Here is a 19,532-nt window from a genome sequence, read left to right on the forward strand (position 1 = left end):
CCGCAAGGCGTGGATGGCCGGGACAAGCCCGGCCATGACGGTGTGGAGAGTTCAGCGCCTCGAGAACTACGGTCTTGTGAGCGCTAAGCCGCCTGCCGCAGCGGGGTCCAGGCGAACTCCGGATAATAATCGTCCATCATGCGATCGACATAAGCGGTGAGGTTCGCAAATCCCTCGGCGCGCCGACGCAGGCCGGATTCGAAGAAGGGCGTCAGGATTCCGGCGAGCGCGCCGAAGGCGGTGGCATCGACACCGCAGGGCTTGTTGCCCATCAGATAGGCCTTGTCGCCGAGCTGGACCGAGAGCGCGAACAGCGAACGCACCGCGAGATCGACGTCGTCATCGGGCGCATGGCGGCCGAGGCCGGAGAGCAGATAGTTCTCGGCGACACGGAATTGCGCATCCTCGCGCAATTTTTCGCGATTGTGCTCCGGCGCGCCGTCGAAGAAATGCGAGGGCCCCTTGGCGAAGTTGACCGGATCGACCCAGCGCGCCCCGACCAGCGCCCAATAGACGTGATGCTCGATCATGCGCTCGAACGCCCAGGCCTGCGCCCGCTCGGCCAGCGACAGCCCGGCGTCGAAATCGAAGCCATAGCGGCGCTCGATATGGGCGCGAATGAAGGTGGAATCGGCCACCGCCTCGCCGCCATCGTCGATGAACGGCAGCTGCCCCTTGGGCGAGGCCGGCGGCATCGCCCGCTCCTTCCGGTAGGGCAGTCCCGCCATCTTGAGCTGCACCTCGGTCTTGGTGACGAAGGGGCTGATTTCCGGCAGGCCGAAGCCGGCGCCAAAGCCATAAAGCGTGATCATGCGAACTCTCTCCTGGACCTGCGAAATTTGGGCTTGCGAAATTTGGACTTGCGAAACTTTGAGGGAACCTAGTGACCGGCTGCTGCCACCATGGTGGCAGCAGCCGTGATATCTTCTGCGAAACGGGCCCCCCGCCAGGCGCGGGCCATGACATGGCGGGCCAGCGCGTCCGCAGCCTGGGTCAGCAAGCGTGCCATCACGCTTGCGAGAGCAAATCGGAGGTCGACGGCCATGAGATCGAGCGAAACGAGGCGGCCGAGCGCCCAGGCGGACCAGACCTGTGCCCGCAACATCGGAATCGCCGGGCCAAAATGGGTTGGAATGATCATGGACAAATCCTCTTCAGTCGATGTGTTGTCCCGGTATAGACACCCCCTGCTGCCAACATCCTGTCAGCAGCAGCGCGCCATTTTCTGATCCGTCCCCCGATAAGAGAATTGCCATGAGACGCGCCGACCGGCTGTTTCAGATCATCCAGGTGCTGAGGCGCACGCGTAAGCCGCTGACCGCGGACGCGATCGCGGCCGAGCTCGAGACCTCGAAGCGCACCATCTATCGCGACATCGCAACCTTGATCGGCCAGCGCGTGCCGATCCGCGGCGAAGCCGGCATGGGCTATATCCTCGAGAAGGGTTTTGACCTGCCGCCCCTGATGCTGACACCCGACGAGATCGAGGCGGCGGTGCTGGGCGCGCAATGGGTCGCGGGCCATGCCGATTCCGCGCTGGCACGCGCGGCCGAAGATTTGATGGCCAAGATCGCCGACACCGTGCCTGAGCGCTTGCGTCCCTTCGTGCTGGAGCCGGCAAGCCGCGCGCGGCCGAGCTGGAACAGGGAGCCGGATCGCCTCGACATGGCGCGCACGCGCACCCAGATCCACGAAGGCAAGAAGATCATGCTGCGCTATCGCGACGAGCAGGGCCGCCCCAGCGAGCGCATGATCTGGCCGATCTCGGTCGGCTATCTCGAAGCCGTGCGCCTGCTTGCAGCCTGGTGCGAGCTGCGCGGCGACTTCCGCAGCTTCCGCACCGACCGCGTCGTGGATGCGAGCTATCTCGACGACAAATATCCGGAGCGGCGCGACGTGCTGCGCGCAAGATGGCGGCAGAGCCTGGTCTGGGGCCCGCCAAAGGACACGTGAGCGCGATGGAAGAGACCTCCCCCGTCGACCTGTCGAGCTGGTGCCAGAGCTGCGGCGCCTGCTGTGGCTATTCGGAGAACTGGCCGCGCTTCTCGATCGAGAGCGACGAGGAGCTTGCCGCAATCCCCGAGACGCTCGTCAACGCGCGCCAATCCGGCATGCGCTGCGAGGGCGATCGCTGTTCGGCGTTGCGGGGAGAGATCGGAAAGCAGACGGCCTGCGGCATTTACGAGGTCCGGCCGGAGGTGTGCCGCACCTGCATGCCGGGAGACGCCGAATGCGCGATGGCGCGGCGGAAATTCGGACTGCCGGTAATCGAGGTCGCTTAGGCTGGAACGGCTACAGCTGGAACGGCTTCGCTGACCTCGTCGTCGAACCCGTCCTCAAGCGGTGCAAGCACCGAGAGCGGCTTGGTCGACAGCGTGATCGGCTTGCGGCCCCCCGACAGCGACGGCGACGATTTGACCGTGCTTTCGCGCGACAGCGCGTAGAGCGTCGAGCCGACGCGGCCGCCGTTGTCGATCAGGTCACGCTCGTTGCAGCTGGCTGCGATCGCGACCGCCAGCGAGTGCAGATGGCTGCGGCGATAGCAGAACAGCGCCAGCCTGGCGCGCGCGTCAGGGGAAACACTCTCAACCAGCCTCGGCAGGCCACTCTCGCTGGCGCGATACATCTCGCCAAGGAGCTCGTCGCGGACCGGGCAGAAATCGCTTTCATATGCGTCGCGGCTTGAAAACATTGCGGTTCTCCTCGTTGCCGAAGATGCAGCGCAATTCTCTAATGAAAGGTTAACCACGCCGCCCGGTAGTCACCCGGGGTCCTTGCGCCCTGGTCGCGAATCGGAGGCGCCGTCTGGGGCCGAAGCCATCGCATCTGAGCCGATAAGTCGGGCGCCAGTACCTCCACGGCGTCATGGCCGGGCTTGTCCCGGCCATCCACGGAAATCCAAGAGGCACGAAGAACGTGGATGCCCGGGACAGGCCCGGGCATGACGACCTCTTGTGGATGCCGATGGGCTACTACGCCGAGGCCCCGGCCTCAGTTCGCCGCCATGAAGATGGAAAGGCCGAAACCGGTCAAATGATGCAGGGCCTGGTCGACGCCGATCAGGGTCCAGAACCAGGGATGCGCCAGGTCGACACCGAAATTGGCGGAGACGAACCCCTTGGCGCGGTCGATGGTGATGTGGATCGCGAAGTCGATGAACGCGACGAACCAGAATCGCGGCGCCACTATCAGGATCAGCGGCAGCGCAACCGCGAGGTGAATCAGGCAATGCACCAGAAGCGGCAAAGCCCAGCCGTGCTTCTGGTCCTTGCCGTGCGCCATCCAGGCGGTCTGGAGCACGAAATCGGCGATGATGTGCTTGAAGGTGAGCAGCAACATCCAGCCAATGAGCGCTTCGACCGGAACCGCCGATGACATGGGTGGAAACGACAAGCTGACGCCCTCATTGACGTGACAAGAAAGATCGGAGCGTTAGCGCAACTTCTTTTTGGACCGGTCAAATCGCCGGGACGCGTGATTTATGACATCTCCCGCGACGGAATGCAGCCGGGGGGAACTGGAAAATCGCCAACTGTGGCTAACTGGTGATAGGATGACCAATCGCCGCGGCCAGATCGAGTAAGGTTACCTCCGGCTCGAATTTTGCTTTCCGGTATCGGCGCGCTATCATTGCCGGCAGAGAATATCCTTCTTTTTTCAGATGTTTAGGAATTGCAGGGCGCCCGCCGCGATCGCATCGCGAGCCGTCCGCCACTCAGGAATAAGGCCGGAGTGCTGCCATGAGTACTGAAGGCCCGACCTCGTCACCGACCGAACCGCCGCCGCGGCGCCCCAAGGTGATCAAGACCAATCAGCAGCAGGTCCTTCTCTACGTCGTGCTGACCCTGCTGCTGTCGCTCGCCACCGTCTGGGGCGGCCGCGCCATGCTGCACAATTCGGAGACGCTGACCTTTGCCGTCGGCACCCCCAACAGCGACGAAGCGCTGTTCGCCGCCAAGCTCGCCACTTTGCTGAAGAACAACGCCTCGCGCTTCCGGATCAAGATCGTCAACAACGCAGACAATGCCAAGGCGCTCGCACAGTTCGACCGCAGGCAGGCCGACCTCGCCGTCCTTCGCACCGACACCAAGGTGCCGCTGCGGGCGCGCACGCTCGCGATCCTCGAGCACGATCTGGTGCTGCTGCTCGGTCCCGGCAACAAGAAGATCAAATCGCTCGCCGAGTTGAAGAAGAAGAAGGTTGCGGTCGTCGCCGAGAACGAATCCTCGCTCGCCTTCGTCCGCAACATCCTCGACATCCCCGATGGCCCGGACGCCGCCAGGATCCAGATGGCGCCGCAGGGCGCAACGCTCGACAAGCTGTTTGCACCGGCGAACGGCTTTGGCGCGATGATCGCCATCGTCCATGCCTCCAGGGCGGTGCGGGACAAGGCCTATGAGCAGGTCGCCAAGCGCGGCGGCTTCACGCTGAACGCGATCGACGAGGCCAAGGCGCTGGCGCGCAAGATTCCCGGCATTTCCAGCGAGACGCTGACGGCGGGCACGCTGTCCGCATCGCCGGAAATTCCCGATGACGACCTCGAGACGATCGGGCTCGAATGGCTGCTGGTCGCGCAATCCAGGATGTCGGCGAGCACGGCGGGCGAGCTCGCGCGCGTCGTCTATGAGAACAAATCCGCGCTCGGGCTCGGCAACGGCTTCGCCAGCCGAATCGAGCCGGCCTCCGTCGAGAAGGATGCCTACGTGATGGCGCATCAGGGGGCAGCCGACTACATCAACGACGACACCAAGTCGTTCATGGATAAGTACAGCGACCTGATGTATCTGGGCGCCGCCGCGCTCAGCGTGATCGGCTCGATCTTCGCCGCGATCTACGCCAAGATCACCCGCATCGCGCCGGAGAAGGCTGGCGAGCTTTCCACCGCCGTCCTCGACATCGGCGAACGTATCGAGCACGCCCATTCGCTGGACCAGCTCGAATGTCTCCAGGATGAGCTGGAGGGCATTCTGCGCGGCGCCGTCATAGGTCTCAGGGACGGCACGATCAGTACCGACGGGCTCGATACGTTCAAGCTCGGCTACGAGTTCGTCCGCGACGAGATCGGCATGCGCCGTGACTATCTCAAACGCCACTGCGGCGAGGCCGACAAGGTCGCCCAGGATACCGCCCCTCCCCAGCAGGACGAGAGCAAGATCGTTGTGGTGAAGACAGCTCAGAGTGCCTGACCTATCGATTTGACGGGTTTCGCAGCGGCGCCTTGCCGGCATTTCCCGCGAATCCTCCGGCCGAATCCGGGAACCGCCCCTATCCACAACCGTTTGCTCCCGGATACAACCGGAGCACGCGCCGTGCGTACACTCCTCGTCATCATCCTTCTGGGCATGCTGGTGGCGGCTGGGTATCTCGCATATTCCGCAATGGCGATCGAGGGCGAGCCGATCCCGACGGAAGGCTATGTGGCGTTGGCGCTGGGAGCGGGTTTCGCCATCGTCGTCGGCATCGGCCTGATGATGTTGCTTTTTTTCAGCAACCGCCGCGGCTACGACGAGCCGCCGCATTTCAGGTAGCGCCCCGGATCCACCACGGCACCGGGCTTGCCGCACACCTCTCCGACGATGCTGCGGGCAGCCCCCTGCCCGTCGTTGACGGCTCCTGCCCGGGCGGGCACTTTGGCGGTGGCGTCCCAGCCGGGACCTTGACAGACACGACCGAGCCCGCCTTCCCGCATGTCCAAGCCGCTGATCCCCGCACTGGCCCAGTTCGTGGCCGCCACGGCCGGCCGCAACATGACCAAGGCGGCCTATGTGGCGGTCGGCCTCGGCGTGCTCAGCATGGTGCTGCTGACGGTCAACCCGGCCTATGAGACGGTGCACCGCTGGGTCGACGCCCTGCTATGGGCCTGCCTCGTCTATTTCGTGTTCGAATGGGTGGTCCGGCTGCGCCACATGGCACAAACGGGGCGCCTGTCGCTCTATATGACCTCCTCGGCCGGAGTGGTCGATGCTCTGGGCGCGCTGGCCGTGCCGGTCGCGCTCCTGATCGGCATCGAGCCGAAGACGGCGTGGCTGCTCAGCGTGCTCTGGGTGTTGAAGGTGGTGCCGGGCATTCCGGGCCTGCGGCAGCTGCGCCGGGTGCTGGTGCTGGAATCGGGGCCGCTGGTCAGCGTGCTCGTGATCTTCCTGATGGTGGTGTTCCTCGCTTCCGTCGCCGAATATTTCCTGGAGCGGGACGTGCAGCCGCAGACTTTCGGCAGCGTCCCCGCCGCGCTGTGGTGGGCTGTCGTCACGCTGACGACGACGGGCTATGGCGACGTCGTGCCGGTCACCCCGCTCGGGCGCATAGTGGCGGCGATGGTGATGATCTCCGGCCTCGGCGTGTTCGGGCTGTGGACCGGTATCCTGGCGACCGGCTTTGCCGCCGAGACAAGGCGCGACAATTTCCTCAAGACCTGGGAATCCGTCAGCAAGGTGCCGTTCTTCGCGGCGCTCGGGCCTGCCGCCATCGCCGACGTCACCCATATGCTGCGCACCATGGAGCTGCCCGCGCGGACCATGATCATCCGCAAGGGCACGCAGGGCGACTGCATGTATTTCATCGCCGCCGGCGAGGTCGAGGTCGACCTGCCCGGCAAGAAGGTCCAGCTCGGCGAGGGCGCGTTCTTCGGCGAGATGGCGCTGCTCGGCAACAACAAGCGCGGCGCCAGTGTCTCGACCACGAAGGTGTCGCGGCTGCTGGTGCTCGACCTCGTCGACTTCCGCGTGCTGATGGCGCGGCATCCCGATCTCGCCGAGACCATCGATGCGGAAGCCAAGCGCCGCACACTCGAAAACAAATAAATGGAGACAAGAATGTCGGACACAGCCGACGCAGCCTCAGGCCCCGTGCTCGAACGCGACGGCGCACGCGCCACCATCCGCCTCAACCGGCCCAAACATCTCAACCGGCTCCAGGCCGAGGATCTCGGCGAGTTGGTCAGACTTTTCGACCGGATCGAGGCCGATCCCGATATCCGCGTGCTGGTGCTGACCGGCACGGGGCGGGCCTTCTCGGCGGGCTATGACCTCAACTCGGTTGCCGAGCGCGCGGTCAGCGCCAACGAGCAGCAGAGCGCGGGCTCGGCGTTCGAGGTCGTCGTCAATCGGCTGGAGGATCTCGGCGTGCCGACAATCTGCCGACTCAATGGCGGCGTCTATGGCGGCTCGACCGACCTCGCGCTCGCCTGTGATTTCCGCATCGGCGTCGACACCGCCGAGATGTTCATGCCAGCGGCGCGGCTCGGGCTGCACTACTACAGAAGCGGCATCAAGCGTTACGTGACGCGGCTCGGCGTCGACAATGCGAAGAAGCTGTTCCTCACCGCGCAGAAGATCAGCGCGCCGGAGATGCTGCGGATCGGATACCTCACGGCCATGGTGCCGGAGGAAACGCTCGATGAAGAGGTTGACAAGCTCGCGAGCGTTCTCGCCGGCAACGCCCCGCAGGCGATGCGCGGCATGAAGCGCGCCATCAATGAATTTGCCCGCGGAGAGCTGGATGAAGCCGCTGCCGACCAGCGTCACCGCGACAGCATGCGCGGCGACGAGATCAAGGAAGGCATCAAGGCGTTTTCGGAGAAGCGATCGCCAAAATTCTGATCACGCCCGCTTCGACCGCATCGCGCGCACCTGCGTGAGCTTGGGATCCCGGACGAGCGCCTGGTAGCGTTTGCTGTCGATGGCGTAAATCGCGATCCGGCCCTCACTGTCGGCATGAACGCCCCAGCCGAAGCGCTTGCCCAGGCTCGACGCCCTCATGCACGCCTGCCCCCGGGAGAAGAACGCTTCACGGGCCGCACGCTTCTCCGTCTTCGTCGCCTTCACATCGAGCCCGCGTCCCGGCGCGGACGTCGCGAAGATCACGTCGTCGGACGTGTGCTTGTAGGGCGCCTTCGCGATCATCTCGTATTGCAGGCACGCCACCGTCGGCTTTCCCGCGCGCAGCGGCGGCTCCTCACCAGTATGCGCGGGACAGTCTTCAGCGACCCGGATGAAGGTGTTGAAGCAGTTGGTCGTGTGCATCGACTTTGTCATCTGCAACCCTGGATCATTCAACCACCTGCTGCCGCGGCATGCTGCGCCGCCATCTCATCGTCGGCGGCATTGATCCGCTGGAACGCGGGACGCGAAGTCATCCGTTCAGCATAACGAACGAATACGTCTTTCTTCGGCACGATGCCGAACATCATGGTCCAGCTGAACGCGACACCCCACAGGATATCGGCGGCCGTCATGCGCTCGCCGAGCAGATACGGCCCCTTCGACAATTGCGTCTCGAGGGCGCCCAGCATGGTGTCGTAATCGGCATAGGGCGACTGCATGATCGGCGCCGGCTCGCGCTGCATGAACTTGTCGATCAGGGCCGGCTCGAACGATGCGCCGTAATAGGCGATCCAGCGCAGGTAAGGACCGCGCAGCGGATCGCTCAGCGCGGGCGTCAGCCCCGCCTGCGGAAACAGATCGGCGAGATAGATGGTGATCGCGACCTGCTCGGTCACCAGCGCCTCGCCGTCGCGGACCGCCGGCACCTTGCCCAGCGGATTGATGGCGAGATAGGCGCCCTGGCGCTGCTCGCCGGCCTTCATGTTGAGGACGTGGAGATCGTAGGGCGCGCCCAGCTCCTCCAGCAGCACCCGCGTGCCGGTGGCGCGGCTTTGCGGCGAATAATACAGGGTGATGCGGTTCTGATCGGTCATAACAGGTCTCCATCTGGCCGGCTGGCGATGGCGCTTGTAGCGGACCATACCTGACATCTTGTGTCAGGTATGGTTTAAGGGATCATGCGCGCGAGCCGGATGCTGTCGATCCTCGCCACCCTCCAGGCCAGGGGGCAGGTCACTGCGCCCGAGCTTGCGGAAGCCTGCGAGGTCTCGGTGCGCACGATCTATCGCGACATCGACGCGCTCGCGGCGTCCGGCGTCCCTGTTTACGCCGACCGCGGCGCGGAGGGCGGCTATCGCCTGCTCGACGGTTATCGCGTGCGTTTGAACGGCCTGTCGCAGAACGAGGCAGAGGCTCTGTTCCTTGCGGGACTGCCGGGACCGGCCGCGGCGCTCGGGCTGGACGCGGCGATGATCGCCGCACAGAACAAGCTGATGGCGGCACTCCCTGCCAACCTTCGCGAAGACGCCGGGCGGATGCAGGAGCGTTTTCACCTGGACGCGCCCGGCTGGTTCGGCGAGACGGAAGAACCCAAACATCTGCGCACCATTGCCGGCGCGGCTCTGCGCGGGACGCTGATCAAGATCCGCTACCAGAGCTGGCGCGCGGAGAAGCAGCGCCGCGTCGCACCGCTCGGGCTCGTGCTGAAGGGCGGCAGCTGGTATCTCGCCGGCGAGGTCGACGGCAGCGTGCGCACCTATCGTGTCGCGCGCGTGCTGGACTGCACCGCGCTCGACGACCGCTTCGATCGTCCCGCCGCGTTCGATCTCGCCGCCTATTGGCAGGCAGCGACGCTTCGCCTCGAAGCCGAGATGCATCCCAATGTCGCGATCGTGCGGCTGTCGCCGTTCGGCGTCAAACTGCTCGACGCGCTGAGCCAGCCTTACGTCAAGGCACGCACGCAACTTGAAGAGACTGCCGACGCCGACGGCTGGCGCATCGCGCGCGTGCCGACCGGCAAGACGTCATGGCACGCGGCATCCGAATTGCTGCGGCTTGGGTCCGAGGCCGAAGTGCTGGAGCCCGCCGATCTCCGCGAGAAGATGGCAGAGATGACGCAGGCGATGGCTGCGCGCTATCGCGTAGCGGCGCGAAAAGCCTGACAGCGGCGCATTTCGCCGAAGCCCACGAAACATTCCTGAAACACGATTCCTGCCTCGCGCCCTGAACGCGTTCGCGTCTCGGCTCGACGGAGAAGCAGGGACACAACAACGGCCTTAGCGCCACACTGGAGAATGAAAATGTTTCGTAAGCTTGCTCTTGGTCTGATCGCTGCTGGTTCGCTCGGTGCTGCCGCTCTCGCGCCCACCGCGGCTTCGGCCCACGCTTCCATCATCACTGGGGTCCCGGCTGGGGTTTTGGCGGCGTCTACGTCAACACTGGCGTCAGCAACTGCTACCAGGAGCGCGTCGTCCGGACCCGCCATGGCCTGCGCGTCCGCGTCGTGAATGTCTGCGCCTACGGGATCTACTGATATCTGATGCCCTCGACAAAGCTCCGGTCGCGCTGCGGCCGGAGTTTTGCGTTGGGTTAACCAATCTGCCGATGCCGGCGAAACCAGGCCCAGGTCTCGCGCGTCGTCCTGATATAGCCGCGGCCGCGATGGACGATCTTGCCGTCGACGATCTCGTTCAGCTTCGGCAGCGCGTGAAACGGAATCGAGGGATAGGCGTGGTGCTCGACATGGTAGGGCATATTCCATGCGAACCATTTGACGATCGCGCTGGTGTAGGTGGTGCGCGTGTTCTGGAAGGCGCTGCGGGTGCGGTCGCAGCCCGTATGCTCGGCATAGAGATAGGGCCGCAGGAAGGACTGCCCGATCATCAGCGGGACAATCCAGACCCAGAGCAGCAACGCCGAGGAGAACCACAGCGAGAGCGCGAGCAGCAACGCATAGAGCCCGGCATAGGCGCGCGCCTCGCGCACGATGGTGGCGCGCTTGCTTTCGGGAATCCAGGGCACGGTGACCTTGCCGGTGACGGCGTGGCCGAGCATCAACTTGAGGCGGCCGGCGACCTGAAGCAGGCCGCTATAGGCGAGTGCGAGCTGCGTGTCGGATGTCGGCTTCACGCCGACGATCAGCTCCGGATCCTTGTCCGGATCCTGGGTGTAGCGGTGATGGTCCCAGTGAAACAGGCAGTAATATTCGTAAGGTTGTCCGATGATGAAGGCCGAGGGATAGCCGACCGCAAGGTTGAGGCCACGGCTCCTGAACGCGGTCTTGTGCGCGGTCTCATGCAGCGCCATGAACAGGAAGGCGACGAAATAGCCCTGCACCGCCATCAGCGGCAGCGCCCACAACACGCCCCAGGCTGAAGAGACCTTCCAGACCAGCGCGCCGAGCAGTACGATCAGGCCGTAATGGCTGAGACTTTTCGCGGCCCCCCTGAGATTGGAGCGCACCGACAATTCGCGCAGCATCGCCGGACTCAGCGGCTTCAGACGATGGCCGGGCTCTGAAACGGTCGCGTCAGTCATGATCCAGGACTCGCCCTATTTGCTGAGAAGCTCTGCGACCTCGGCCCTGAGGAAGGCCCGGTCGCGCGGATTGTTGACGGGGTTGCCGGCGCGATGGCCGTGCAGCGACGGGATCGGATGCAGCACCGCCGATTTTGCGTTGACCAGCCTGCCGAGTTCGTCCTCGTTGTCGCGGACGTCGAAATAGCGGTCGGTCGCACCCGGCATCAGCAGCATATGTGCCTTGATCGCGGCCAGCGCCCGATCGAGATCGCCGCCGAACGAAGCGCAACGACTGATGTCACCGCGCTGCCAGATTCCGGCCTGCGCGAGGAGATCATTGGCGTCACGCCGGGCAAAGGTCGCGTCCCAGTTCCGGACCAGATAATCCTCGAGCGAGGTGAAGCCCGCTTCGCGCCAGAGCTCGTCGCGATAGAAGCCGTGCGACATCGCCCAGCCGGCATAGACGCGGCCCATGGCGCGATAGCCGGCAACGGGCTTCTCGACGAAGCGGCCGTCGCGGAAGGCGGGATCACCGGTCAGCGCAGCCTTCACACTTTCGAGGAAGACGTAATTATAGGGCGCGCAGCGCGCACTGCCGCAGACCACCGCGGCCCGCGCGACCATGTCAGGATGCAGCGCCGCCCAGTGATAGGTCTGCATGCCGCCCATCGACCAGCCATAGACCAGCGCGAGTTTTGTGATGCCGAAGCGCTCGGTCAGCAGCCGGTGCTGGATCGCGATGGCGTCGTGATAGGTGATTTGCGGGAATGGCGCCTCGCCAGAATTCGACGGCGAGGACGACAGGCCGTTGCCGAACAGGTTCGGGATGATGATGAAGTAGCGCGTTGGGTCGAGCACGCCATCGGGCCCGATCAGCCATTCCGTGTCGTAGTGTTGGGCGCTGAACGAGGTCGGGTAGAGGATAACGTTGTCCCTGGCGGGGCTGAGGGTGCCGTAGGTCTTGTAGGCGAGCTTCATCCCGGGAAAGACGGCGCCGGACTGAAGCGTGACGTCGCCGGCCTCAAAGATCTCGTAGTCGCGCTGCCCGGTCATGCGTCCAACTCCCGCTCACGCGGCCGCAGCATGCGCCCGCCGAGACAACGATGCATCGTTCGTGCCGGACCGGCAAACGCATCGTTGCGTTGCGCTTAATATCTGTACCTATAGTACAGTTATTAGGTCAGGACAAGGGGGTTTTGGTCGTCGTGCGTCAGGCGATGGCCGCGATGTATCGCTGCACGGACGCCGCGAATGCGGCCTTGGCACCTAAAGCGATGTTGCGGCCCCACCAGGCGCCGTAGATGCGGTCAAAGGCGAGCGGCTCCACAGCGGCCGCGATCCGCCGCACCGCGGCGGCGTTGAGCGGCATGTAGTTCGGATAGGAGTACATGAAGCTGACGAAGCGGCGGTCCATCGTCACCTGCGCAATGTCGCCCGTGAGCAGCGCGCCCTTGCCATCCGCACCGCGCGCATGGTGCAGCATGGTGGCGCCCGCGAAATGACCGCCGGTGCGCAGCAGCAGCACATCGTCGGCGATGCGCTGCTGATCGCCGGTCCAGTCCACGATCGAGGGATGCGGACGCGTCACCCATTGGCGATCATCGGCATGCAGATAGACCGGCACACCGCCAAACGCCTCACTCCAGTTCGCGAGCGCGCCATAGTAATGCGGATGCGAGATCGCGATCGCCTTCAGTCCGCCGAGCGCGCGCACATGCGCGATCGCCTCCGCCGTTGCCAACGGCACGCAATCCCACATTACGCAGCCATCGCTGACAGGAACCAGCAGCGCACGCTGGCCAATGGCAAAGCCCGGCTCGAGCGCGATACCGGTGAGGCCGAGATCCTCGCGCCAGGCAAGGCGGTGCCGTTCCGCCAACGCTTCGCGTGTGAGGAAGGTTTGGCCCTTCCAGTTCACGAACTGCCGCTCGTCCTCGCAGATCGGACAGGATGCGGGCGGTTTTTCGCTTTCAGGAAATTGCGCGCCGCAGGTTTCGCAGGTCCAGAGAGGCATGGCCATGATCCAGAGGAAGGGAGAGGACACCCACGAGATGAGGCCGTAGCCCTCCCACCGCGAGGGCGGAGGAACCAACCCGGCTAGCACATGTTACTTTCCGGTCCGCCCCGGCGCCAGTTGGCCGGTCATGTCAGCCCGTCTTGTCAGCCCTGCTTGTGCAAGACCATTTCCGCCGGCAGTCGCTCAACGTCTCGGTGGCATCGCGCTCCCCTCCCCGCCTCTGTCGGGCCATCTCGGCTACAAGTTCGGCTATGTCGCCGTGTTCGTGCTGGCGGCGATGTTCGGCGCCATCGCGATCGCCTGCGTGCTGATGATCCCCGCAAAGGCGATCGACGATCGCGCCTCGCGCGGCTGCAAGGACGATGCCCCCGACAGCGCGCCGGATGCGTTCACCACGCTGCTCAAGCACCGGGCGCGTCTCGTGCTGGCGCTCGCGCTCGCGCTTCTTCATCTCGGCACACCGGGCTGCGGCACCAGGTCGCGGTCACAGCGCGTCATTGCGAGTGGCTTATCACGCAATCCAGCGCTTTTGCGGTTGCGGAGCACCGGCCTGACGATACAACCTGCCGTAACTCGCCAACTCATCTGCCCTTCCCGATCGATGATCCAGCCTCAACTCTCATTCGATGGCGACCCGAATGGCCAGGCCTATGAAAGATGGCGCGAGCAGTTTTGCCGCCAGGTCGCCGACGTCGATTTTGTTCCGATCGGGGAAGGACGTGTTCACCGGACCATTTCGCCGGCCATCCTTCCGCGTCTCCGACTCTCGGCCTCGTTCGGCACGCCGATGTCCTTCGTATCGCTGGGGACGAACGACGAATTGGTGATCACGATGTCGCCGAATTCGGCGCTGAGCGGGGCCATGGGACGACGTCCGCTGGAGGTCGCCGCCGGCGACGTCACGATCGGCGACCCCTCGATCAAGGGCGCCCATATCACCCAGACGACACACGGCAACTTCCAGACCGCGCTGCTGCCGCGCAAGGCGCTGCTGCGCGCGTGCCCGAATGCCGAGGACCTGATCGCGCAGTCGATCCCCGGCGCCAATCCGATCACGTCGATGTTCCTCCGATATTACGACCTCGCGCACACTTATGCCGACAAGCTCGCGCCCGCGGAGCTCGATGCGGTCGCGCAGCATTTGTTCGACCTCTCCGTGCTGATGATCGGAGCGCGCGGCGATGTCGCCGAGCAAGCTCGCATGCGCGGCCTTGCGGCGGCGCGTCTCGAAACCCTCAAATCCGGCATCCTGGCCCAGCTCGACAACCCCGCGCTGTCGCTCACCGTCCTTTCAGCCGCGCACCGGATCAGCCCGCGCACGATCCAGTTGATGTTCGAGCAGGCCGGCATCACCTATAGCGGCTTCGTGCTGGAGCAGCGGCTGCTGCGCGCCGAGCGGCTGCTTCGAAATCCAAACCTGCGCACGCGCAAGATCATCGAGATCGCGCACCTCGCCGGCTTTCACGACGTTTCCTACTTCCACCGCGCATTCCGCCGCCGCTTCGGACGGACGCCCGACGACGTCAGGAAGCTCTCCGGCGAGATGGGCTAAGGAAACTCAACCACGATCTTGCCGAAGTGACCGCCCTGCTGCATCAGCCGCAACGCGTCCGGCACGGCATCGAAGCCGAACGCACGGTCGATGACCGGCTTCATGCCGTTGCGGCCGATCGCGGCCGTCATCCCCTCGAACATGCGGCGGCTGCCGACCGACAGGCCGATGACGTGCAGGTTCTTGGCGAACAGGGTCGGGATCGCGATCTGCTGCGAGAAGCCGGTGAGCACGCCGATCACCAGAATATTGCCACCGACCCTGATCGCCTCGAGCGACTGCGCAAAGGTATCCTTGCCGCCGACCTCGACGACGTGATCGACGCCGCCGCCGGTCCAGTCGGCCGCGGCCTTGCCCCATTCCGGCACCGAACGATAATTGATGGTGTGGTCGGCGCCGAGCGCCCTGGCACGTTCGAGCTTCTCGTCGCTCGACGACGTTACGATCACGCTCGCGCCGGCGAGCTTTGCGAATTGCAGCGCGAAGATCGAGACACCGCCGGTGCCCTGCACCAGCACGGTGTCACCGGGTTTCACCCTGGCCTCCTCGAACAGCGCGCGCCACGCCGTGAGGCCGGCGCAGGGCAGCGTCGCCGCTTCCAGGAATGAAAGGTGCGATGGAATGCGGCTGACGCCCTCGGCATCGAGCAGCATCACCTCCTGCAACACGCCCGGCCGCGTGCCGCCGAGCGCATAGCGGCGGCTGGTCGCCGACACCTTCCCGTCGATCCAGGACTGGAAGAACATCGGGCAGACACGATCGCCAACCGCGACGCGGGTAACGCCGTCGCCGACCGCGATGACTTCGCCGGCACCATCCGAGAACGGGATCAGCGGCAATCTCGTGACGCCGCCTTTGCCTTGCACCGTGAGCAGATCACGGTAGTTGAGCGATGCCGCCTTCATCCGCACCGCGACCTGGCCGGGGCCAGGCGTCGGTTCGGGCAGATCGGCCAGCTCCATCCCCTCGATCGACCAGTCACGCGCGACCTGCCAGACCTTCATCGCGACCGCTCCGTGCTTACGTTCCAAAATTCTTCTGGATCGCCTTGTCGAGCGTCTCGCCGCCGACGAAGCGCTGGCGGAGCTCGCGCTTGAGCAGCTTGCCGCTCGGGTTCTTCGGCAGGCTGTCGACGAAGATGACGCGCTTGGGCACCTTGAAATGCGCCATCTGGCCGGCGCAGTGCTTGATGACGGCGTCCTCGTCCAGCGTCTCGCCGGTCTTGACCACGACGATCGCGGTGACCGCCTCGATCCAGCGCGGATCGGGCAGCCCGACCACGGCAACCTCGGAGACCGCAGGGATGCGGTAGACCATCTCCTCGACCTCGCGGCTGGCGACATTCTCGCCGCCGGTCTTGATCATGTCCTTGACGCGGTCGACCACCGTGATGTGGCCCTCGGCATCGACGGTGGCGAGATCGCCGGAGTGAAACCAGCCGCCGGTGAATGCCGCCGCGGTCTTCACGGGGTCATTGTAATAGCCGGAGAGAAGATGCGGCGAGCGGTGCACGATCTCCCCGACCTCGCCGACTTTCACGTCTTCCATCGCGGTGTTGACCACGCGCGTCTCGACGTTGAGCACGGGCTTGCCGGCCGAGCCGGCCTTGCGCAGCTGGTCCTCGGGCCGCAGCACGGTCGCGAGCGGTGCGATCTCGGTCTGGCCGTAGAAGTTCCAGAATTTTACGGCGGGCAGGCGACGCTGGAGTTCGAGCAAGACTTCCACCGGCATGATCGAGGCGCCGTAATAACCCTTCTGAAGCGTCGACAGATCGGTCTTGTCGAAATTCGGCGAGCGCAGCATCGCGATCCAGATCGTCGGCGGCGCGAAGAAGGACGTGATCTTGTGCGCCTGGATCAGCGCCAGGATATTGTCGGCGGTCGGCTTGCCCGTGATCACGCCGGAGGCGCCGAGATAGATCTGCGGCCCCAGGAAGACGTCGAGCTGGGCGCAATGATAGAGCGGCAGCGCGTGCAGGAACTTGTCGTCCGCGCTCATGCCGCCGTCGATGATGCAGCTGACGTACTGCCACATCACGGCTTCATGGGTCAGCATCGCGCCCTTGGGCAGCGATTCCGTGCCGCTGGTGTAGACGATCTGGGCGAGATCGCGGCTGTCGACCGAGGTCTCCAGGAACGAGCCGTCGGGGCTGAGGAGATCGTCGAAAGTGGTGAGACCCGCGGGCGCCGTGGCCGGATCCTCGCCCGGCAGCCAGATCATCTTTACGACCGCGCAATCCCTGGCGCTTGCGGCCTTCGCCGGCTCGACGAAATCGGGGCCGGTCGCAAGCAGCTTCGCGCCGGAGCTTTTCAGGATGAAATTGATCTCATCCGGGTTGAGCATGAAATTGATCGGCACCAGCACCGCACCGATCCGCGCCAGCGCGAAGCGCAACGCCGCAAACGCGTGCGAATTGCGCGAGAGCACGGCAACGCGATCGCCCTTGCTGACACCGAGCCCGAGCAGGCCGCGGCCGAGCCGGTTGCAGATCGCGTCCATCTCGGCAAAGGTCCAGCTCACATCGCCGCAGCTCACTGCAAGCTTGTTCGGCTCGCGCCCCGCCGAACGGCGCAAGAGGTCGCCGATGGAATGCTCGCGCGCTTTCGAGATGGTGGCCGCGATGTCGCCGGTCATATGTTCCTCCGTGTGATGTCTTTATTTGCTGGATTTCTTGTTTGAAATCTTGCGTCTTGTTCTTGCGTTACCTTCGCCGGGCCGCCTGGGCGTGCTCCATGTACATGTGCTCGACCGACCGATCGAGCGAGGCGATTTTCTCGAAACCGCGCCGCCAGTCCTGCAAGTGCCGGCGCGTCCAGAGCACGCCCGCCTCGCGGTCGCGGCGGCGGATCGCGTCGATCAGATGGCGGTGCGCGGCGACGAGGCGTGGGCCGCCTTCGGCAACGCCGGTCACGATCATCTCTGTGGTCGGATAGAACAGCTGCGCCGCCGGCTCGCGTGCGAGCTGGAGCACGCGGTTCTGCGAGGCCTTGGCGACCAGCACGTGGAATTCGGCATCGCATTCGGCAAGCGCGGCGGGATCGCCGACCACGGCCTCGCTGCGCACGAGATTGTTGGTGAGCTCGACGAGGTTCTCTTCGGTCGCGCGCTCCACCGCGCCTTCGATGCTCGCTACCTCTAGCGTCATCGAGGCCTCGTAGAGCTCGCGGAACGTCACCTCGTGCAGCACCAGTGCGCGGCTGAGGCGGCTTGCGAGCTTGGTGTAGCGCGGCAGGCAGGCGTGCAGACGGCGCGAGGAATCGCGGCTGATCAAGCCGCCTTCCTCCAGCACGCGGATGCCTTCGCGAATGGTCGAGCGGTTGACGCCAAACTGGCGCACCAGATCATGCTCGGTGCCGATGGGATCGCCGGGCTTGATGCGCCCATTGACGATCTCGCGCTCGATGGCGTCGGCGACTTTCTGATAGGCCGGCGCAACATCGATCGGACGGAAGAGCGGCGAAACCGGCACGGTAGCCCCCAATGGCGATTGTCCGACAAACTATAGGATCGCCCCGAAGACGCGTCAAACTGCGTCATTCATGCCGCAGATGCAGCAAATTGACTCCTGGGGGACCTCGCTCTAACTTTGTCGGACAAAGGGACAGAATAGTCCCGTACAAGAGGAAACGTATCCATGAGACCTATCGCAGCACTCGTGTCTGCGGCCGGCTTGCTGTCGGCTGCCCTGATCGTCCCCGCCTCCGCCCAGCAGACCCCGCTCAAGATCGGCGTGCTCTCGGACTTCTCCTCGGTCTATTCCGACATCGGCGGTCAGGGGAATGTCGAGGCCACCAAGATGGCGATCGAGGATTTTGGCGGGCAGATGTTCGGCAAGCCGATCGAGATGGTCGCAGCCGACGTGCTCAACAAGCCCGACGTCGCCTCCACCATCGCGCGAAAATGGTGGGAGACCGAGGGCGTCGACATGATCATCGACCTGCCCACTTCCGCCACCGCGCTCGCGGTGATGGAGCTGTCGAAGCAATATGAGAAGATCATGATCGTGACGGACGCGGCGAGCTCCGACATCACCGGAAAGTCCTGCTCGCCGTACACGGCGCACTGGACTTACGACACCTATGCCAACGCGCACACGGTCGGCGGCGCTATCGTCAAGAACGGCGGCGACACCTGGTTCTTCCTCACCGCCGATTACGTGTTCGGCCATTCGGTCGAGCGCGACACCGGCGACGTCGTGAAGGCGGCCGGCGGCAAGGTGCTCGGCAGCGTCAAGCATCCGCTCAACACGGCCGATTTCTCGTCCTTCCTGCTGCAGGCCCAGGCCTCCAAGGCCAAGATCATCGGGCTCGCCAACGGCGGCGGCGACACCATCAACGCGATCAAGCAGGCCGGCGAGTTCGGCATCGTCGCCGGCGGCCAGAACCTGGCTGCGATCGTGATGTTCATCTCCGACGTGCACAGCCTGGGGCTCAAGCTCGCGCAGGGCTTGATCATCACCGAGGCCTATTACTGGGACCTCAATGACAAGACCCGCGCCTTCGGCAAGCGTTTCCAGGAGCGTATCAAGCGCATGCCGACGATGAACCAGGCCGCGACCTACAGCGCCACGCTGCACTACCTCAAGGCAGTGCAGGCCGCCGGCACCAAGGACACCAAGACCGTGATGGCCAAGATGCGCGAGTTGCCGGTGAAGGATGCCTTCACCGACAACGGCATCCTGCGCGAGGACGGCCGCATGGTGCACAGCATGTTCCTGTTCCAGGTGAAGAAGCCCGAGGAATCCAAGGGCCCGTGGGACTATTACAAGCTGCTCGCCGAAGTGCCGGCCGACCAGGCGTTCCGGCCGCTGAAGGACGGCGGCTGCCCGCTGGTGAAGTAACGCCGA

General features: G+C 64.6%; 21 protein-coding genes and 1 pseudogene. 10 read left to right on the forward strand and 12 right to left on the reverse strand.

Features of this window, described 5'->3' with window-relative positions:
• Positions 1-83: 83 nt before the first annotated feature.
• Positions 84-812: a glutathione S-transferase family protein gene (locus QJT78_RS09680; RefSeq protein WP_028151959.1), complete on the reverse strand. Its 729-nt coding sequence runs from the start codon at positions 810-812 to the stop codon at positions 84-86.
• Positions 813-880: 68 nt separating this feature from the next.
• Positions 881-1,141, reverse strand: coding sequence for a hypothetical protein (locus QJT78_RS09685; protein WP_038933544.1), 261 nt, complete (start codon positions 1,139-1,141; stop codon positions 881-883).
• A gap of 113 nt (positions 1,142-1,254) precedes the next feature.
• Here QJT78_RS09685 and QJT78_RS09690 point away from each other — a divergent pair, with 113 nt between their 5' ends.
• Positions 1,255-1,953 carry a YafY family protein gene (locus QJT78_RS09690; RefSeq protein ID WP_014498294.1) on the forward strand — a complete coding sequence of 233 codons (699 nt, stop codon included), beginning with the start codon at positions 1,255-1,257 and terminating at the stop codon, positions 1,951-1,953.
• 5 nt (positions 1,954-1,958) lie between these two features.
• Positions 1,959-2,282, forward strand: coding sequence for a YkgJ family cysteine cluster protein (locus QJT78_RS09695; RefSeq protein ID WP_028148856.1), 324 nt, complete (start codon positions 1,959-1,961; stop codon positions 2,280-2,282).
• Here QJT78_RS09695 and QJT78_RS09700 read toward each other — a convergent pair.
• Together QJT78_RS09700 and QJT78_RS09705 are read right to left on the reverse strand one after the other, a co-directional pair.
• Entirely contained in the window at positions 2,279-2,692 is a 414-nt protein-coding gene (locus QJT78_RS09700; protein WP_028148857.1) for a hypothetical protein, read from the reverse strand. The genes QJT78_RS09695 and QJT78_RS09700 overlap by 4 nt on opposite strands.
• Positions 2,693-2,991: 299 nt before the next feature.
• Entirely contained in the window at positions 2,992-3,339 is a 348-nt protein-coding gene (locus QJT78_RS09705) for a DUF3307 domain-containing protein (protein WP_038942474.1), read from the reverse strand.
• Positions 3,340-3,740: 401 nt separating this feature from the next.
• Here QJT78_RS09705 and QJT78_RS09710 point away from each other — a divergent pair, with 401 nt between their 5' ends.
• The 4 genes from QJT78_RS09710 (at position 3,741) to QJT78_RS09725 (ending at position 7,595) form a co-directional block, all read left to right on the forward strand.
• Entirely contained in the window at positions 3,741-5,186 is a 1,446-nt protein-coding gene (locus QJT78_RS09710; RefSeq protein WP_038942475.1) for a TAXI family TRAP transporter solute-binding subunit, read from the forward strand.
• 123 nt (positions 5,187-5,309) lie between these two features.
• Positions 5,310-5,528 (forward strand): hypothetical protein, encoded by a 219-nt coding sequence (locus QJT78_RS09715; RefSeq protein WP_038942476.1) that lies wholly within the window; start codon positions 5,310-5,312, stop codon positions 5,526-5,528.
• A gap of 159 nt (positions 5,529-5,687) precedes the next feature.
• Positions 5,688-6,797, forward strand: coding sequence for a cyclic nucleotide-gated ion channel (locus QJT78_RS09720; RefSeq protein ID WP_028148861.1), 1,110 nt, complete (start codon positions 5,688-5,690; stop codon positions 6,795-6,797).
• 12 nt (positions 6,798-6,809) lie between these two features.
• Positions 6,810-7,595: an enoyl-CoA hydratase/isomerase family protein gene (locus QJT78_RS09725; RefSeq protein WP_028148862.1), complete on the forward strand. Its 786-nt coding sequence runs from the start codon at positions 6,810-6,812 to the stop codon at positions 7,593-7,595.
• Here QJT78_RS09725 and QJT78_RS09730 read toward each other — a convergent pair whose 3' ends face one another.
• Positions 7,596-8,018: a DUF6157 family protein gene (locus QJT78_RS09730; protein ID WP_244433168.1), complete on the reverse strand. Its 423-nt coding sequence runs from the start codon at positions 8,016-8,018 to the stop codon at positions 7,596-7,598.
• 29 nt (positions 8,019-8,047) lie between these two features.
• The gene (locus tag QJT78_RS09735) at positions 8,048-8,692 is read right to left on the reverse strand and encodes a glutathione S-transferase family protein (RefSeq protein ID WP_028148863.1); all 645 of its coding nucleotides are present in this window, start codon (positions 8,690-8,692) and stop codon (positions 8,048-8,050) included.
• An 84-nt stretch (positions 8,693-8,776) separates the two neighbouring features.
• Between QJT78_RS09735 and QJT78_RS09740 the strand changes: the two genes are divergently transcribed.
• Positions 8,777-9,760, forward strand: coding sequence for a YafY family protein (locus QJT78_RS09740; RefSeq protein WP_028148864.1), 984 nt, complete (start codon positions 8,777-8,779; stop codon positions 9,758-9,760).
• Between the two features lie 138 nt (positions 9,761-9,898).
• A pseudogene (locus QJT78_RS09745) lies at positions 9,899-10,131 on the forward strand (hypothetical protein).
• Between the two features lie 56 nt (positions 10,132-10,187).
• Here the strand turns inward: QJT78_RS09745 and QJT78_RS09750 are convergent.
• The 3 genes from QJT78_RS09750 to QJT78_RS09760 all read right to left on the reverse strand — a co-directional run bounded on the left by QJT78_RS09750 (position 10,188) and on the right by QJT78_RS09760 (position 13,131).
• Complete coding sequence (locus QJT78_RS09750; RefSeq protein ID WP_028148865.1) at positions 10,188-11,135, reverse strand: fatty acid desaturase; 948 nt, start codon at positions 11,133-11,135, stop codon at positions 10,188-10,190.
• Positions 11,136-11,150: 15 nt separating this feature from the next.
• A complete protein-coding gene (locus tag QJT78_RS09755) occupies positions 11,151-12,170 on the reverse strand; it encodes an alpha/beta fold hydrolase (protein WP_028148866.1) in 1,020 nt (339 codons plus the stop codon).
• A 157-nt stretch (positions 12,171-12,327) separates the two neighbouring features.
• Positions 12,328-13,131, reverse strand: coding sequence for an MBL fold metallo-hydrolase (locus QJT78_RS09760; RefSeq protein ID WP_028148867.1), 804 nt, complete (start codon positions 13,129-13,131; stop codon positions 12,328-12,330).
• A gap of 130 nt (positions 13,132-13,261) precedes the next feature.
• Between QJT78_RS09760 and QJT78_RS09765 the strand changes: the two genes are divergently transcribed.
• Positions 13,262-14,686 carry an AraC family transcriptional regulator gene (locus tag QJT78_RS09765; protein ID WP_240537515.1) on the forward strand — a complete coding sequence of 475 codons (1,425 nt, stop codon included), beginning with the start codon at positions 13,262-13,264 and terminating at the stop codon, positions 14,684-14,686.
• On the opposite strand, the gene QJT78_RS09770 is transcribed toward QJT78_RS09765, so the two are convergent.
• The 3 genes from QJT78_RS09770 to QJT78_RS09780 all read right to left on the reverse strand — a co-directional run bounded on the left by QJT78_RS09770 (position 14,683) and on the right by QJT78_RS09780 (position 18,155).
• Entirely contained in the window at positions 14,683-15,690 is a 1,008-nt protein-coding gene (locus QJT78_RS09770) for an NAD(P)-dependent alcohol dehydrogenase (protein ID WP_038942478.1), read from the reverse strand. The two genes, QJT78_RS09765 and QJT78_RS09770, sit on opposite strands and share 4 nt — an antisense overlap.
• Positions 15,691-15,706: 16 nt before the next feature.
• On the reverse strand, positions 15,707-17,320 hold the full coding sequence (locus QJT78_RS09775) for an acyl-CoA synthetase (RefSeq protein ID WP_028148870.1): 1,614 nt from the start codon (positions 17,318-17,320) through the stop codon (positions 15,707-15,709).
• 67 nt (positions 17,321-17,387) lie between these two features.
• Positions 17,388-18,155, reverse strand: a complete 768-nt coding sequence (locus QJT78_RS09780; RefSeq protein WP_049807490.1) for an FCD domain-containing protein — start codon at positions 18,153-18,155, stop codon at positions 17,388-17,390.
• Between the two features lie 165 nt (positions 18,156-18,320).
• On the opposite strand from QJT78_RS09780, the gene QJT78_RS09785 reads away from it, so the two are divergent.
• Positions 18,321-19,526, forward strand: a complete 1,206-nt coding sequence (locus QJT78_RS09785; protein WP_038942479.1) for an ABC transporter substrate-binding protein — start codon at positions 18,321-18,323, stop codon at positions 19,524-19,526.
• The last annotated feature ends 6 nt before the right edge of the window (positions 19,527-19,532 follow it).

It is taken from the genome of Bradyrhizobium sp. Mp27, from assembly GCF_029953005.1.
In the GTDB taxonomy this organism is placed as follows: domain Bacteria; phylum Pseudomonadota; class Alphaproteobacteria; order Rhizobiales; family Xanthobacteraceae; genus Bradyrhizobium; species Bradyrhizobium barranii.